Source organism: Klebsiella sp. WP8-S18-ESBL-06 (genome assembly GCF_014169755.1).
GTDB lineage: Bacteria > Pseudomonadota > Gammaproteobacteria > Enterobacterales > Enterobacteriaceae > Kluyvera > Kluyvera ascorbata_B.
This window is the reverse complement of record NZ_AP022257.1, coordinates 87,397-101,445: the sequence shown is the minus strand read 5'-3', so window position 1 is coordinate 101,445 and position 14,049 is coordinate 87,397. Positions and strand designations below refer to the sequence as shown.

12 protein-coding genes and 1 pseudogene are annotated in these 14,049 nt (G+C 51.9%); 7 read left to right on the top strand and 6 right to left on the bottom strand.

What is annotated here, in order from left to right; genetic code table 11:
- Positions 1-61 precede the first annotated feature (61 nt).
- From umuD to H7R76_RS24185, 4 genes are all read left to right on the top strand, one after another.
- The gene (gene umuD, locus H7R76_RS24200; protein WP_001776124.1) at positions 62-487 is read left to right on the top strand and encodes a translesion error-prone DNA polymerase V autoproteolytic subunit; all 426 of its coding nucleotides are present in this window, start codon (positions 62-64) and stop codon (positions 485-487) included.
- Positions 487-1,758, top strand: coding sequence for a Y-family DNA polymerase (locus H7R76_RS24195; RefSeq protein WP_072851522.1), 1,272 nt, complete (start codon positions 487-489; stop codon positions 1,756-1,758). The genes umuD and H7R76_RS24195 overlap by 1 nt, the downstream gene beginning before the upstream one ends.
- Before the next feature lie 78 nt (positions 1,759-1,836).
- Positions 1,837-2,088, top strand: coding sequence for a type II toxin-antitoxin system Phd/YefM family antitoxin (locus tag H7R76_RS24190; protein ID WP_182968100.1), 252 nt, complete (start codon positions 1,837-1,839; stop codon positions 2,086-2,088).
- A gap of 53 nt (positions 2,089-2,141) precedes the next feature.
- Complete coding sequence (locus H7R76_RS24185) at positions 2,142-2,447, top strand: hypothetical protein (RefSeq protein ID WP_182968099.1); 306 nt, start codon at positions 2,142-2,144, stop codon at positions 2,445-2,447.
- An 861-nt stretch (positions 2,448-3,308) separates the two neighbouring features.
- Here the strand turns inward: H7R76_RS24185 and H7R76_RS24180 are convergent.
- Both H7R76_RS24180 and sopA read right to left on the bottom strand, forming a co-directional pair.
- Positions 3,309-4,280, bottom strand: a complete 972-nt coding sequence (locus H7R76_RS24180) for a ParB/RepB/Spo0J family plasmid partition protein (RefSeq protein ID WP_182968097.1) — start codon at positions 4,278-4,280, stop codon at positions 3,309-3,311.
- Positions 4,280-5,446, bottom strand: coding sequence for a plasmid-partitioning protein SopA (gene sopA, locus H7R76_RS24175; protein ID WP_000523812.1), 1,167 nt, complete (start codon positions 5,444-5,446; stop codon positions 4,280-4,282). Before sopA ends, H7R76_RS24180 begins: the two co-directional genes overlap by 1 nt.
- Before the next feature lie 740 nt (positions 5,447-6,186).
- Here sopA and H7R76_RS24170 point away from each other — a divergent pair.
- A complete protein-coding gene (locus H7R76_RS24170) occupies positions 6,187-7,197 on the top strand; it encodes a RepB family plasmid replication initiator protein (RefSeq protein WP_000200069.1) in 1,011 nt (336 codons plus the stop codon).
- Between the two features lie 845 nt (positions 7,198-8,042).
- On the opposite strand, the gene H7R76_RS24165 is transcribed toward H7R76_RS24170, so the two are convergent.
- Both H7R76_RS24165 and H7R76_RS24160 read right to left on the bottom strand, forming a co-directional pair.
- On the bottom strand, positions 8,043-9,065 hold the full coding sequence (locus tag H7R76_RS24165; protein WP_001567660.1) for an IS110 family RNA-guided transposase: 1,023 nt from the start codon (positions 9,063-9,065) through the stop codon (positions 8,043-8,045).
- Between the two features lie 146 nt (positions 9,066-9,211).
- Positions 9,212-9,280: pseudogene (locus tag H7R76_RS24160) on the bottom strand (IS6 family transposase); the annotation flags it as partial.
- Positions 9,281-9,605: 325 nt separating this feature from the next.
- Here H7R76_RS24160 and H7R76_RS24155 point away from each other — a divergent pair.
- Both H7R76_RS24155 and H7R76_RS24150 read left to right on the top strand, forming a co-directional pair.
- Positions 9,606-10,997 carry an NAD-dependent succinate-semialdehyde dehydrogenase gene (locus H7R76_RS24155; RefSeq protein WP_023205627.1) on the top strand — a complete coding sequence of 464 codons (1,392 nt, stop codon included), beginning with the start codon at positions 9,606-9,608 and terminating at the stop codon, positions 10,995-10,997.
- A 66-nt stretch (positions 10,998-11,063) separates the two neighbouring features.
- Complete coding sequence (locus tag H7R76_RS24150; protein ID WP_001067855.1) at positions 11,064-11,768, top strand: IS6-like element IS26 family transposase; 705 nt, start codon at positions 11,064-11,066, stop codon at positions 11,766-11,768.
- 62 nt (positions 11,769-11,830) lie between these two features.
- Here the strand turns inward: H7R76_RS24150 and H7R76_RS24145 are convergent, their stop codons facing one another.
- Positions 11,831-12,919, bottom strand: coding sequence for an AAA family ATPase (locus H7R76_RS24145; protein ID WP_000633445.1), 1,089 nt, complete (start codon positions 12,917-12,919; stop codon positions 11,831-11,833).
- Between the two features lie 145 nt (positions 12,920-13,064).
- Positions 13,065-14,024, bottom strand: coding sequence for a YbgA family protein (locus H7R76_RS24140; RefSeq protein ID WP_000208728.1), 960 nt, complete (start codon positions 14,022-14,024; stop codon positions 13,065-13,067).
- Positions 14,025-14,049: the final 25 nt, after the last annotated feature.

Genomic DNA, 14,049 nt, shown 5'->3' with positions numbered 1-14,049 from the left:
GCCTTCCCACCATGATCGGGGAAGACCCATGCATATACAGTTTTAAGCGAGGGAAAAAACGATGAAGTTCATTCCTGCAGTATCAGAAGCCAGCATAGTAAAAATTCCTTTGTTCACAGAGCGATGCCCTGCGGGTTTTCCGTCACCGGCAGCAGACTATACTGAGTCTGAACTGGATCTGAATGAGTACTGCATTCACCGGCGCCACTCCACCTATTTTGTCAGAGCGATTGGCAACTCAATGACTGATATTGGCCTCTATTCCGGCGATCTGATGGTCGTGGATAAAGCAGAACAGCCGCGGCACGGGGATATTGTTATCGCGGAAATTGAGGGTGAATTTACGGTAAAACGCCTGCTTCTGACGCCGCGGCCAGCCCTGCAGGCGATGAACCCGGACTTCCCTTCCCTGTACCCGGATCCGGAAACTCTGCAAATTTTCGGCGTGGTGACGGCCTTCATTCATAAAACCCGGAGGGCAGACTGATGTTCGCCCTGGCAGACGTCAACTCCTTCTACGCCAGTTGCGAGAAGGTTTTCAGGCCGGATTTGCGCGGCAAACCTGTCGTCGTTCTCAGTAACAACGATGGCTGCGTTATTGCCCGGAGTGCTGAAGCCAAACGGCTGGGTATAAAGATGGGACCCCCCTGGTTCCAGCTCAAAGAGGCGCAGTTTCCTGAAAAACTGTACGTTTTTTCCAGCAACTACGAGCTCTACGCGAGCCTGAGTAACCGTGTGGTCGCCCTGCTGGAAGAGCTGTCGCCCCGCGTCGAACAATACTCAATTGACGAATGTTTCCTGGATGCCCGGGGAATTAGCCACTGTATGGATCTGGAGGATTTTGGCAGGCAGCTGCGTGGGCATGTTCTCAGTGGAACCGGACTGACGATCGGTGTCGGCTTCGGCGCCACAAAAACACTGGCCAAATCGGCGCAGTGGGCGTCAAAGGAATGGCCACAATTCAGTGGGGTGCTGGCGCTGTCGCCCGAAAATCCACGCAGAACGGCAAAATTACTCAGCCTGCAGCCGGTGGAAGAAATCTGGGGCGTGGGGAACCGGATAGCGAAAAAGCTGCACGTTATGGGGATCACCACCGCCCTGCAGCTGTCGCTGACGAACCCTACATTTATCCGGAAAAACTTCAACGTAGTGCTGGAGCGCACGGTACGTGAGCTGAACGGCGAGAGTTGCATTTCGCTGGAGGAAGCGCCGCCGCCGAAACAGCAGATTGTCTGCAGTCGCAGCTTCGGGCAGCGGATCACCACCTACGGAGAAATGCGCCAGGCCGTCTGCCAGTATGCCGAGCGCGCGGCGGAAAAGTTGCGCGGTGAGCGACAGTACTGCCGGCATATCAGCACCTTCATTAAGACATCCCCTTTTGCGGTTAATGAGCCGTATTACGGTAACGTGGCCACGGAAAAACTGAACACCCCTACCCGTGACACCCGGGACATTATCGCGGCAGCGGTCAGGTCTCTGGACAGGATCTGGCTCGATGGCCACCGCTACGCAAAAGCGGGGATAATGCTCAATGATTTCAGTCCGAACGGCGTCGCGCAGCTGAATCTGTTCGATGACGTGCAGCCACGGCCGCACAGCGATGCGCTGATGAAGGTACTCGACGGCATTAATCATTCCGGACTCGGGAAAGTCTGGTTTGCCGGACGGGGTATTGCGCCGGACTGGCAGATGAAACGGGAGATGCTGTCACCGGCATATACCACACGCTGGAAGGAGCTGCCGGTTGCCCGTTTCTGACCGTTGAAATGACAGAAGGGACTTGCCGCCAGAGCTTACTTTACCGATCATACAGGTGACTTGTCTCAGGGGGGAACCATGACAAATATCATTCTGTGTGATGTGACTGCCAGCGTCAGCGAACTTAAAAACGATCCGGTGGCCACCGCCAGTGCCCACGGCGGCTACCCGGTCGAGATAATTGACCGTAACCGCCCTGTTTTTTATTGTGTGCCCGCGGCTTTGTATGAACAAATGCTCGATGAGCTGGACGAAAAAGACCTGGTGCAAACGATAACAGAACGTCAAAACCAGCCGCTGCGTGAAGTGGATCTCAATCAGTATCTGTGATGTGCTCCGGTGCGAGGAGCAAGGAATGTATTAAGCCAATGTTAAGGAACAATATGGGTAGCAAAATCGCAGGTGTGGTTTTCTTATACTTCGCTGTCTGGGGAATGGCTTCAGTGATTGAATTGCAGTACTGGCGTAACGCTGATACCTATCCTGTCTGGCTGACAAAACATCTCCGGATCTCTCCTGAAAATAACGACAGGAGCCTGATAAGGATAGAAATGGAAACCTTTGACAAGGTATGTGGTGATAAAAGGGGCCTCCTTGCCGTCACCCAAAAACAAAACGGTATGTTTATGCGCTGTGATGATTCCCCCGGTTTTTTTTCATGGTTCAGCGGCGTTTACAAAGTCAATTAATCAGATAACGTGTTGCACTTTCAATATGTTACCCACATGGTTATCCCCCGTTACTGTGGGTAATCAATATATTGTGTCTCTGGCAGCTGCTTTTCCTACCATATGTTGTCCCTGCCCGTTCTATTTTGTGATCGGACAGTGTGAAAAACGACATCACAGTGGAGACGCTGCTGACGGGATGATGTTCATCCAGGGTCGTAAGATCGGCCGGTACTGGTTACCCGCCGGACGAAGGGCCGGCCAACGCGCAGCGTCGGTAGCTGGCTTTAAAAATGCTGGCGGAAATTTAAAGATGAAGCCGCATACTCTGCGAAATTTTGCAAATTTCACTCAACATGCTTCGTTCAGATCCCAACAGAGCTTTCACCATCGCCTGTAACAGCCGTCCTGCTGCGTGATTACTCCGCTCAACGGGTTGCTGGCGACAAGCCAATACCTGTTCGTGACAGGCATTGATTGAACCGTTGTCCCTAACTAATAATGTGCCGACGATGCAGGTGGGACCGTGGTCCCAGGCAGATAACCTGACCGGCGATACAGGTGGGACCGTGGTCCCAGGCAGATAAGCTGACAGACGATGCAGGTGGGACCGTGGTCCCAGGCAGATAACCTGACCGGCGATACAGGTGGGACCGTGGTCCCAGGCAGATAAGCTGACCGGCGATGCAGGTGGGACCGTGGTCCCAGGCAGATAACCTGACCGGCGATACAGGTGGGACCGTGGTCCCAGGCAGATAACCTGAGCGGCGATACAGATGGGACCGTGGTCCCAGAGAGAATATTCAGGCCAGTTATGTTTTCTGGCCTGTGAGAAAGGAAATGAAGTAAAGGGAGATCACCGTAGACTAAAGCGTGTCCGCATCAGACTCCTGGTTTCTCAAGCTCCTTAAGAATGGCTTCTATTTTCTCTATACACTCCGCAGGAATGCGGGACCTATCCAGGTTAAGCACCATTTTATCGCCCTTATACAATGCTGTTGCCCCTGGAGCAAACTGATGACGTGAGCTCAGATTAACTCTTGATGCGGGAGATTGTTTCAGTACGGATGTTAAAAGACTAATGACCTCTTCAGCTTCAAAGATTAGTCCCGCTTTCTTCTGATCGTGGAGAGTCTCAGCCTGCTGCTTCAGTAATTCTTCTTTATCTGCAAAAGCCTTCTGAAGGGATTCACCTGACCGGGCAGACAGTTCTCCAGGATGTGCAAACAGGGCAACAACGGATTTAGGCAATTTGGCCGTATTGATACAGCGGGTAATGATCTTACGAGAGATGTTTTCCGCATCGGCAAGCGCAGAAATATTTCCTGCAAACTCATTCTGCAGCCGGCTTGTATAACGCAGGCCACGTTCATAAGCACTCGTCGGCCGATAATCGTTACCCAGTCGGGACAATGCAGCCATCTGCTCATCGTCCAGTTCACCAACCAGAACGCGATAATCACTTTCCGTCAGGATTGCGGCTTTACGGCGACGGCTGCCGTCGGCAATTTCTATGACATCAGAAACCCGGCGGCCGAAAGCTGGAGTCTGCTGACCGGTCAGTAAAAATGAAGGAATGAGATCATCCAGAGCATCTTCGGTAAGTAGTTCCTGATCGCGCTCATTGCCTGACCATACGCGTGAAGCGCTCTCAACAGAGTCTCCCCGGAGCACCTCAAGGGTAAATTTCACTTCCCGTCCACATACCGGAAGAGAGATTGCATTACCGCGGGCCATAGCACCCACGCGCGCAATTAATGAATCCACCATCGGCGCGGCCGGCGCCGGTGATGAAGTATCTTCAGTCGATTGACTATGTGTGGTATGTCTTGGAATGACAGGAGCACGCTTCATTATCTAATCTCCCAGCGTGGTTTAATCAGACGATCAAAAATCTCATTGCAAACAGGCTCCCAGATAGAGAGGGCATTACGCCAGGCACCGGTTGAAGAACGTTGATCAATAGCCTGTTCAAAAACGGTTCTCATACGGATCTGACCTTTACCGACTTCATCCGTTTCGCGCACAACATTTTTAAGGACCATGCTTCCCCAGGCATCCCGAATTTGTTCTTCCATCCACGGGGACTGTGAGCCATTATTATTACTGTATTTGGTAAGCAGAATACGGACATCTGGCTCGAAGCCTTTAAGATCCACGTTCTTAAGCAGGTCACGAAGCATATCGAAAAACTGCAGTGCGGAGGTGTAGTCGAACAGCTCTGCCGGAGTAGGGACAATCAGAACATCAGCAGCGCATACAACATTTATCGTACCGATACCAAGGTTGGGTGCACTGTCGATAACTATCACGTCATAATCATGAGCGACAGTTTCAATGGCCAGACGGAGCATCAGGTGCGGGTCAGCAGGTAATTTGCCTTCGTCAAATTTCCCCATCAGCTCGGTTTCAATGCGGTGCAGTGCCAGACAGGACGGGATGATATCAAGGCCAGGCCAGCAGGTGGGCTTTATAGCGTAGCTGGCGTCATCCTTTTCCCCAAGATAAAAGGGCAGGAGAGTGTCCTCAGCATGAATATGAAGATCGGGCACCCATCCGTGATACATAGAAGCAGTTCCCTGTGGGTCATTGCCTTCAACAAGCAGAACACGGAGTCCTTTCAGAGCAAGATCCTGAGCCAGGTGAACGGATACTGAGGTTTTGTAAACACCACCTTTGTGAGCTGCAACGCCAATCACCGGCGGAAACGCATCTTCAGCACGGCGCAGTCGTGTACCAAATACATCCCGCATGTGATTGATTTGTTCGATGGTATAACCAACGCGTTGCTCAACTCTCCCACGGGTTTCCATATCAGGGTGCGGCAGCCGGCCAGCTTTCTCGGCATCCCTGATAGCCTGAGATGACACGCCAACTAAATCTGCCGCTTCACCAATCCTCCAGCGCCGGGTTATTTTCCGGGCTTCCGGACTGTCATCATTAAACTGTGCAATGGCGATTGCTTTCGTCATTTCATGACCAGCACTTATGCACTGGTTGAGTGTATCCATAAGTCCCATACTGAACATCCTTTAATCATCACTTTGCACTATTTTATTAAATCTTGGAATTTATTGCAAAGCAACAATAAAATCGCAAAGCACACGAAAAAGTGCAAAGTGAACCACATTGGGTAATGAAAGAACGCAGGGGATTACAAAAGAGTACATACCGCAGTCAATATTAATCACTGCCGCTCGCCGCAGTAAGCGATCTCACACAGTGAGAAAGCGGCGAGGAAGCGGAAAATCACAGAACTCACAGATTGCACGTACGTCGGGTTGCTAAAGATGACCCGGGATCAGCCAGTTATAATGAAATTGACTGCGGTATGTAATATATTGACTATGGTATGATGCTTACCGCATCTGTAGGAAAGACGACTCAGCATACCGCAGTCAATGTTTCATTGTTGTACCTGTAGATCTCAATCTTCCAGAGCGTATTCAGGAAAATCAGGCCAGGGTTCTGGATATCTGGTGTGGCGCTTCCGGCCTTGTATCTGAGTTATTCATGGTCTCGATCCAATAATTGATCCCAAGGAGATCATAGTGAGATCCAAAAGAGATCCCCGGATCGCTCCAGCATGCGCTGTAACTGGCTTTAACGTCTGTCTGGATCGACTGCGGAATGTAAAATGTTGACTGTTATATGCATAATCTAATACTGTGATATGCAACGGTATTTACTGAGGTATGTATATCCGTTGACTGCGATACGTATTACTACATCCTTTTGTGGATAACCGTTGAGGATCAAGATGACGAGCGAAAATAATAGCTTACTTCTGAACCTTCAGGAAGTTGATAAGACAACCGGTGAAGTTGTTAAGCTGGATGTCAACAGCACCAGTACCGTGCAGCCAGTAGCGCTCATGAGACTCGGTCTCTTCGTTCCAACTCTGAAATCAACAGGGAAGAGCAAGGCGAACCGGAAAAACGTTACAGACGCGACTGAGGAGCTTGTACAGCTGGCCATTGCCAAAAGCGAAGGATACACTGACGTTAAGATCACCGGTTCGCGTCTTGATATGGACACGGATTTTAAAGTCTGGCTGGGGATAATTCGCTCCATGTCGGAGTATGGGGTAAAAAGTGACACCCTGGAACTGTCGTTCGTCGAATTCGTTAAGATGTGCGGATTTGACTCCCGTCGTTCAAACAAAAAAATGCGCGATCGCATCAGTAATTCCCTGTTTAAACTCGCCTCGGTTACGCTGAAGTTCCAGAGCGAGACCAAAGGATGGACCACCCATCTGGTGCAGTCAGCCTATTATGACATCAACGAGGATATCGTTGAGATCAAGGCTGAACCTAAGCTGTTTGAGCTTTACCACATGGACAGAAGGGTACTGCTGCGGCTGAAAGCCATTGACGCCCTGCAGCGCAAGGAATCAGCCCAGGCGCTTTATACCTACATCGAAAGTCTTCCCCAGAATCCTGCACCTATTTCCATGAAACGGATGCGTGACCGGCTGAATCTCACCTCAAATGTCTATACACAGAACCACACGGTGCGTAAGGCGATGGAGCAGCTGCGTGATATTGGTTATCTGGATTACACCGAGTTTAAACGTGGCCGAGCCACCTATTTCAGCGTGCATTATCGCAACCCCAAACTCATCAGTAGTCCTGTGAAGGTTCCGCGCAAAGAGGAAGAAGAGAAGGCGCCAGAGCAAAATTATGACGAAGTCATTAAGGCGCTGAAGGCTGCTGGCATCGATCCTCTTAAACTGGCTGAAGCCCTCTCAGCGATGAAGCCAGAAAATTGACTGCGATATGCATATCATGACTGCCGTATGCCGCTAAGGACATTCCATTGACTGTGATATGCATCACGCATACCGCAGTCAATATTTATTCTCTATCATGTCTGCCCGGATCGAACAATATTGACTGTCATATGTGATTTCGGGTCATGATACGCAGATATTGACTACGGAATGCGGGTTTAATGGGGGTAATCCCTGGTCTGTTCACCATTCCATGGGGGATAACATGCCACAGTCAATTTTTCAGTAACGCTCTATATCCCTTACGAAAATCTCAATCGGGTGCTGAGACGGTCATGTTACCTGACGGTATCCGTTCCCCTGTGTACTGCAGGTTTAGCCCGGCAGGATGAGACTGCAGCTGTCTGTATAACCCGGCGCCAGCTTCACACTGTTAAATGCGATCAGGAAACGGGAGCCGAATGGCAGAAAGGTGTTGGCTAGGGAAGGTGCGAATAAGCAGGTCATTTCTTCCCAAGCTGACTCGCTGATTAAAATTTCGCGGATCTGGGCCGATTTTTTTCCCGCAAACACATCGAATCAGCCTATTTAGGGGTCAGTTTGGAGATCGGAAATTATTGTACTATAAGGGCTTCCCCGGCATGTCAACGCCGGTGTTTACGGTTTCTGTCTGCACTATAGTAAAAAAATAAAGGGGAGAGACTGCGGTACTATAAACGGTCATGATGAATCGTCATCGATTCGAACCCTGATGAAAGACGCTCGTGAGGCTCTAGTTCGTTAGTCGGGTACACTTGCCCTGTACAATAAGCAGATATACCTCACGGGGTCTAACCCTTTATCATCAACGAGTTGCAGAACAGATGGTCATACAGCTTTGTACTTTAGCTAGCTGAGTACAACCTGAAATCATCACCGTAATGCAATGATGCCCAGCACAGTCTTGCATTTTTGGCAGCGATGGCAACAACAGCGCGCCAGTATCCTCTGCGTTCGACCAGTGAGCAGACCCAACGACTGAATAAATCAGTCCTTTTCTCCGCCCCGATCAGTACCGAGCGGGCACCCTGAACCAGAAGTGTTCTCAGATACGAATCGCCAGCTTTCGTTATCCTGCCAAGCTTCGACTTTCCGCCGCTGCTGTACTGCGATGGTGTCAGTCCCAGCCAGGCTGCCAGCTGGCGCCCATTCTTAAAATCATGTGCATTACCGATACTGGCGACCAGCGCACAGGCCGTTGTGGGGCCAACGCCCTTCAATTCCATCAGCCGCTGACTGCGATGATCTGTTTTGGCCATGCGGGACAAAATTCGGTCATATTCAGCGATGTTATCTTCAATGCGAGCAACGTGCTCCAGCAAATCATCAACACATTGCTGAACCTGAAGTGGTAAAGAATTCTTCTGCTCAAAAACTATGTGGCGCAGGGCATCTGTACTTTGTGGGGCGATAACGCCGAATTCAGATATCAACCCCCGGAGACGATTATATGTTGCTGTTTTCTCTTCGATAAAACCCTGTCGGGTACGATGCAGACACTGCATTGCCTGCTGGCTCTCATCCTTAACCGGCACAAACCGCATATGTGGGCGACGAACCGCCTCGCAGATAGCCTGAGCATCAGCTGCATCATTTTTCCCTGATTTACCAGCCATGCGGTAAGGCGATACAAATTTAGCGGCCATCAGACGCGGCTCATGACCATACTGCCGAAACAGTCTTGCCCAGTAATGAGCCCCGGAGCACGCCTCCATCCCGATAACACAGGGCGGCAAACCAGCAATCAGCCCGGGAAGAGCTGCGCGGGTTACTCTGGATTTAACCAGAACGGTTTTGCCATTCTGGTCAACGCAATGAACAGCGAACACATTTTTAGCAAGATCGATACCGACAGTAGTAATGGTCATAACGAATCCCTCCGGGGTTGTGTTTACCCCATGATTGCACAAGAGTTAATCAGGCGCATAATCAGGGGAAGTCCCTTCCATTCGGTAAGCCTGTTTTTTGAACAGACTTACCGTACAATAATTTCCGTTTCCCAAACCGACCCCTATTTGCAGTACCAGCGTACGGCCCACAGAATGATGTCACGCTGAAAATGCCGGCCTTTAAATGGGTTCATGTGCAGCTCCATCAGCAAAAGGGGATGATAAGTTTATCACCACCGACTATTTGCAACAGTGCCCATTTTTGTTGGTCAATGCTGTTTTTAAGTTTTTTAAAAACAAAGAATTAACAAAAAAGGATTAAAAATCACCGACCGGTAGACATCAGGCGACTGATGCGATCAAGATCACACAAATGTCGCCATTTAAAGCGTAGAAAGGTTTGAGCTTTTTCTTGCCACTCGCCTCTGAGGGGCAAAACCCACGATAACTTCAAACATTTTCACCCGATGACAGGAGTTGGCATCAATACCCTATTACTTGCAACGCTGGGAGGAACACATGACATATGCAACGATCAATCCCTTCACGGGAGAGCTCATCAAAGAATTTCCCAATGCCACTGATGCCGAAGTCACAGAGGCAATTGAATCGGCCCACCAGGCCTTTTTGAGTTGGCGCAATACCTCTTTTGCCAACAAGGCTGAAATACTCAATCGGGCTGCAGCCCTGCTCAGAGACAGCAAGCGCCGCTATGCAGAGCTGCTGACCCTAGAGATGGGTAAAGTCATTGGAGAGGCCGAGGCCGAAGTAGAACTGTCGGCGCAGATCCTCGAATACTATGCCGAGCATGCCGAGAGACTGCTGGCACCGCAGAAACTGCCTGTGGCCGATCCCGCCGAAGGGGAAGCGCTGCTGGTCAATGAACCTCTTGGGGTCTTGCTGGCCATTGAACCCTGGAACTTCCCCTATTACCAGATAGCCAGGATCTTGGCTCCGCAACTTTCTGCCGGCAACACCCTGCTGCTGAAACACGCTTCCAATGTGCCTCAGTGCGCCGCCGCTTTTGAGAGCCTGATGCGGGATGCCGGACTGCCACAGGGCGCCTTCCAGAACCTGTATGCTACCCGGGATCAAGTCGAGCAGATCATCAACTCACCCAAGGTACATGGCGTGGCTCTGACCGGCTCTGAAGGTGCAGGCGCCGTTATTGCCTCTCAGGCCGGTAAGGCGCTGAAAAAATCCACTCTGGAGCTGGGCGGCTCTGACGCCTTTATCGTGCTGGAAGATGCCGAGCTTGAGAAAACCATAGATTGGGCGGTATTCGGCCGTCACTGGAATGCCGGTCAGGTATGTGTTTCATCCAAACGGATGATCCTGGTGGAAGCCATTTATGACAAGTTTATGGAAGGCTATACCAAAGGCGTAGCCGCGCTTAAAGCCGGTGACCCTATGGATCCGAACACGACTCTGGCGCCCCTGTCTTCCCAGGGTGCTGCCGATGAAGTGAAGCAGAAAATTCGTGAAGCGGTTGAGCATGGTGCCACAGCTACCGAAGTTGGTCCCAAAGTGCCGGAGCAAGGCGCTTTTGTACAGCCGACCATACTTACCAATGTGACCCCGGACAACCCGGCTTACTATTGGGAGTTCTTCGGCCCTGTCTCCATGATCCTCAAGGCAAAGGATGAACAGGAAGCGATTGCCATTGCCAACGATTCGCCCTTCGGCCTCGGTGGCTCTGTGTTCACCGCCGATGAACAGCGCGGTCTGGCGGTAGCCAAGCAAGTCTCTACCGGGATGATGTTTGTCAACCACCCCACCATGGTTAAGGCTGATTTGCCCTTTGGCGGCATCCGCCGCTCCGGCTATGGTCGTGAACTGATCGACTTAGGCCTGAAAGAGTTCGTCAACCACAAGTTGATCAACGTGGTGGATATCAACGCTCCCTTCTGATCGGGCACTGTTGCAAATAGTCGGTGGTGATAAACTTATCATCCCCTTTTGCTGATGGAGCTGCACATGAACCCATTCAAAGGCCGGCATTTTCAGCGTGACATCATTCTGTGGGCCGTACGCTGGTACTGCAAATACGGCATCAGTTACCGTGAGCTGCAGGAGATGCTGGCTGAACGCGGAGTGAATGTCGATCACTCCACGATTTACCGCTGGGTTCAGCGTTATGCGCCTGAAATGGAAAAACGGCTGCGCTGGTACTGGCGTAACCCTTCCGATCTTTGCCCGTGGCACATGGATGAAACCTACGTGAAGGTCAATGGCCGCTGGGCGTATCTGTACCGGGCCGTCGACAGCCGGGGCCGCACTGTCGATTTTTATCTCTCCTCCCGTCGTAACAGCAAAGCTGCATACCGGTTTCTGGGTAAAATCCTCAACAACGTGAAGAAGTGGCAGATCCCGCGATTCATCAACACGGATAAAGCGCCCGCCTATGGTCGCGCGCTTGCTCTGCTCAAACGCGAAGGCCGGTGCCCGTCTGACGTTGAACACCGACAGATTAAGTACCGGAACAACGTGATTGAATGCGATCATGGCAAACTGAAACGGATAATCGGCGCCACGCTGGGATTTAAATCCATGAAGACGGCTTACGCCACCATCAAAGGTATTGAGGTGATGCGTGCACTACGCAAAGGCCAGGCCTCAGCATTTTATTATGGTGATCCCCTGGGCGAAATGCGCCTGGTAAGCAGAGTTTTTGAAATGTAAGGCCTTTGAATAAGACAAAAGGCTGCCTCATCGCTAACTTTGCAACAGTGCCCTCTGGGAGACTACCCCAGCCTCTCCACCTTCGTTTCTCCTTCCACCATCGACAGCTGATACAGCGAAAACGATCTCTGTTTCTCAATTAAATTCGCCAGTTCCGGCGAGTGGCTGGTCAGCCAAATTTGCGAGTAGCGGCTGGCCTCGGCGATTAAGCTCGCCAGCGCGGGCAGCATCTGCGGATGCAGGCTGTTTTCCGGTTCGTTGAGGGCGATAAAGGCCGGTGGACGCGGGCTTAATAGCGCCACCGCCAGGCACAGAAAACGCAGAGTGCCGTCGGAGAATTCCGCCGGCTCCAGCGGTCTGCTTAGCCCTTCACGCTGCATCATCATCCGGAAGCGTCCGCCGGTGTTGTCGCTGTAAAACACGCAGCCGGGGAAGGCCTGGTCGAGGATGCGCATCAGCAGCAGCTCGTCGCCAATTTCCACGATGGTCTGAAACGCCGCCGCCAGGTTTGCGCCGTCGCTGGCCAGCACTGGGGAGCGGAAACCGACCTGAGGCGCGCGCATGGCCGAGCCGATTGATACAGAAAACTCCTGATAAAAGCGCCAGTTACGCAGCGACTCGCGCATCTGCGACACTTCCGGGTAAAGATGCGGCTCGCCAAGCTGGCCGAACACCGATTCGTTCTCATACAGCGTGCCGCTGTGGGTGACTTTCTCGTGATGCACGTTGTTCAGAAATACGGCCTGATTTTTACGCTTCATCAGCTGTGACGACGGGCGGCGGTATTGACCACTCAGCCAGATGGACTCTTCTTTGATCACCGGATCGAGTTGAAACTGTGAGGGGTAAGGCAGTTTTTCGACAAAGCCTACCTGCAGCTCGTATTCGTAGGTTTCGGTTTCAACGGCCAAATTCATCCGCCGCAGCTGGTCGCTGCGGGTTTTGCCTGCCCAGAACACTTTTAAAATCCCACCCTCGTTCGCCAGTGCCTGCGAAAACTGCCCCTGTGCGGCGCTGTGCATCAGGTGGATCGCCTTGTAGATATTGGATTTTCCGGTGCCGTTTGGGCCAAAGACGATGTTGAGCTGTTCCAGCTCCAGCGACATTTCGCGAATCGAGCGGTAGTTTTGAATGTGCAGGGTGGTGATCACAGGCAGTCCCTTTTTGCGTTACAATCCTGTACATAATTACAGTCTTTTGTGTGGAATGCAAAAAAGAGACGACAGTGAGGGTGTCGTCTAAACGGGGTACTGCTTTGGGCCTCTGTGGGTCAAACGGGCCTTCGCATTTTTATCGTCAGGTTACTGCCAGACGCAGACCCAAATCATCAGGATAGGGATCAAAGTAGTTTTGCGTCATCAGATACCGGTCAGGGTATTCGGCCATGTAGTGTTTCAGTAGCGTCAACGGCGCGAGGATGGGTAGCAGCCCGTCGCGATAGTGCAGGATCACATCGCGCAGCTCGACGCGCTGGCGGCTGTTCAGCTGGTTACGGAAATAGCCCTGGATATGCATTAGCACGTTGGTATGGTTTTTCCGCGAGGCGGGCTTTTTCAGGATGGTCATCAGCTTTTCGCGGTACGCCACGAAGAACGCGTCCAGATCTTCCCATTCATGCAGCGACGCAACGAACGGGCCAATCTCGCGGTAGCCCGCCTGATGGTGCGCCAGAAGCTGCAATTTATAGCGGCTGTGGAAATCCAGCAGCGCGCGGCGCGTCAGGCCTTTAGCGCGCAGCGTGTTCAGCTCGTGCAGGGCAAATACCCGCTCGATAAAGTTTTCCCGCAGCACCGGGTCGTGCAGCCGACCGTCTTCCTCCACGGGCAGCCACGGGTAGGTTTCAAGCAGGGCGGCGGTGAACAGCCCGACACCCTCCTTGCGGCCCCGGTTGCCGTTTTCATCATATAGCCGCACGCGTTCCATGCCGCAGCTTGGCGATTTCGCGCAGACGATAAATCCCGACAGATCGCCGATTTTTGGCAGATAGTCCGCCGTAAAGTCGGCCATTTTCTGCGTTATATCATCATGGGGCGGCTTGCTGAAGCGGAGCTGCGTTTCGCCGCTGTCCGTCAGCGTCAGGCGTATGGCCGGGCGTGGCGTCGGCAGGCCAATCGCCATTTCCGGGCAGACGGGCCTGAAACTCACCCACTGGGCCAGTTCATCCATGACAAAGCCCATACGCTTGTGTCCGCCGTCGAAGCGAACGGCAGACCCGGTCAAACATCCGCTAATACCGAGCACAGGTTTTGTTGTCATGGTGTGGTCCTCCCGTTCTTCTCTT

Bases quoted from the DNA above. Each gene is read 5' to 3' on its own strand.
- umuD (WP_001776124.1), top strand. From the start codon at position 62: ATGAAGTTCATTCCTGCAGTATCAGAAGCCAGCATAGTAAAAATTCCT.
- H7R76_RS24195 (WP_072851522.1), top strand. From the start codon at position 487: ATGTTCGCCCTGGCAGACGTCAACTCCTTCTACGCCAGTTGCGAGAAG.
- H7R76_RS24190 (WP_182968100.1), top strand. From the start codon at position 1,837: ATGACAAATATCATTCTGTGTGATGTGACTGCCAGCGTCAGCGAACTT.
- H7R76_RS24185 (WP_182968099.1), top strand. From the start codon at position 2,142: ATGGGTAGCAAAATCGCAGGTGTGGTTTTCTTATACTTCGCTGTCTGG.
- H7R76_RS24180 (WP_182968097.1), bottom strand. From the start codon at position 4,280: ATGAAGCGTGCTCCTGTCATTCCAAGACATACCACACATAGTCAATCG.
- sopA (WP_000523812.1), bottom strand. From the start codon at position 5,446: ATGGGACTTATGGATACACTCAACCAGTGCATAAGTGCTGGTCATGAA.
- H7R76_RS24170 (WP_000200069.1), top strand. From the start codon at position 6,187: ATGACGAGCGAAAATAATAGCTTACTTCTGAACCTTCAGGAAGTTGAT.
- H7R76_RS24165 (WP_001567660.1), bottom strand. From the start codon at position 9,065: ATGACCATTACTACTGTCGGTATCGATCTTGCTAAAAATGTGTTCGCT.
- H7R76_RS24155 (WP_023205627.1), top strand. From the start codon at position 9,606: ATGACATATGCAACGATCAATCCCTTCACGGGAGAGCTCATCAAAGAA.
- H7R76_RS24150 (WP_001067855.1), top strand. From the start codon at position 11,064: ATGAACCCATTCAAAGGCCGGCATTTTCAGCGTGACATCATTCTGTGG.
- H7R76_RS24140 (WP_000208728.1), bottom strand. From the start codon at position 14,024: ATGACAACAAAACCTGTGCTCGGTATTAGCGGATGTTTGACCGGGTCT.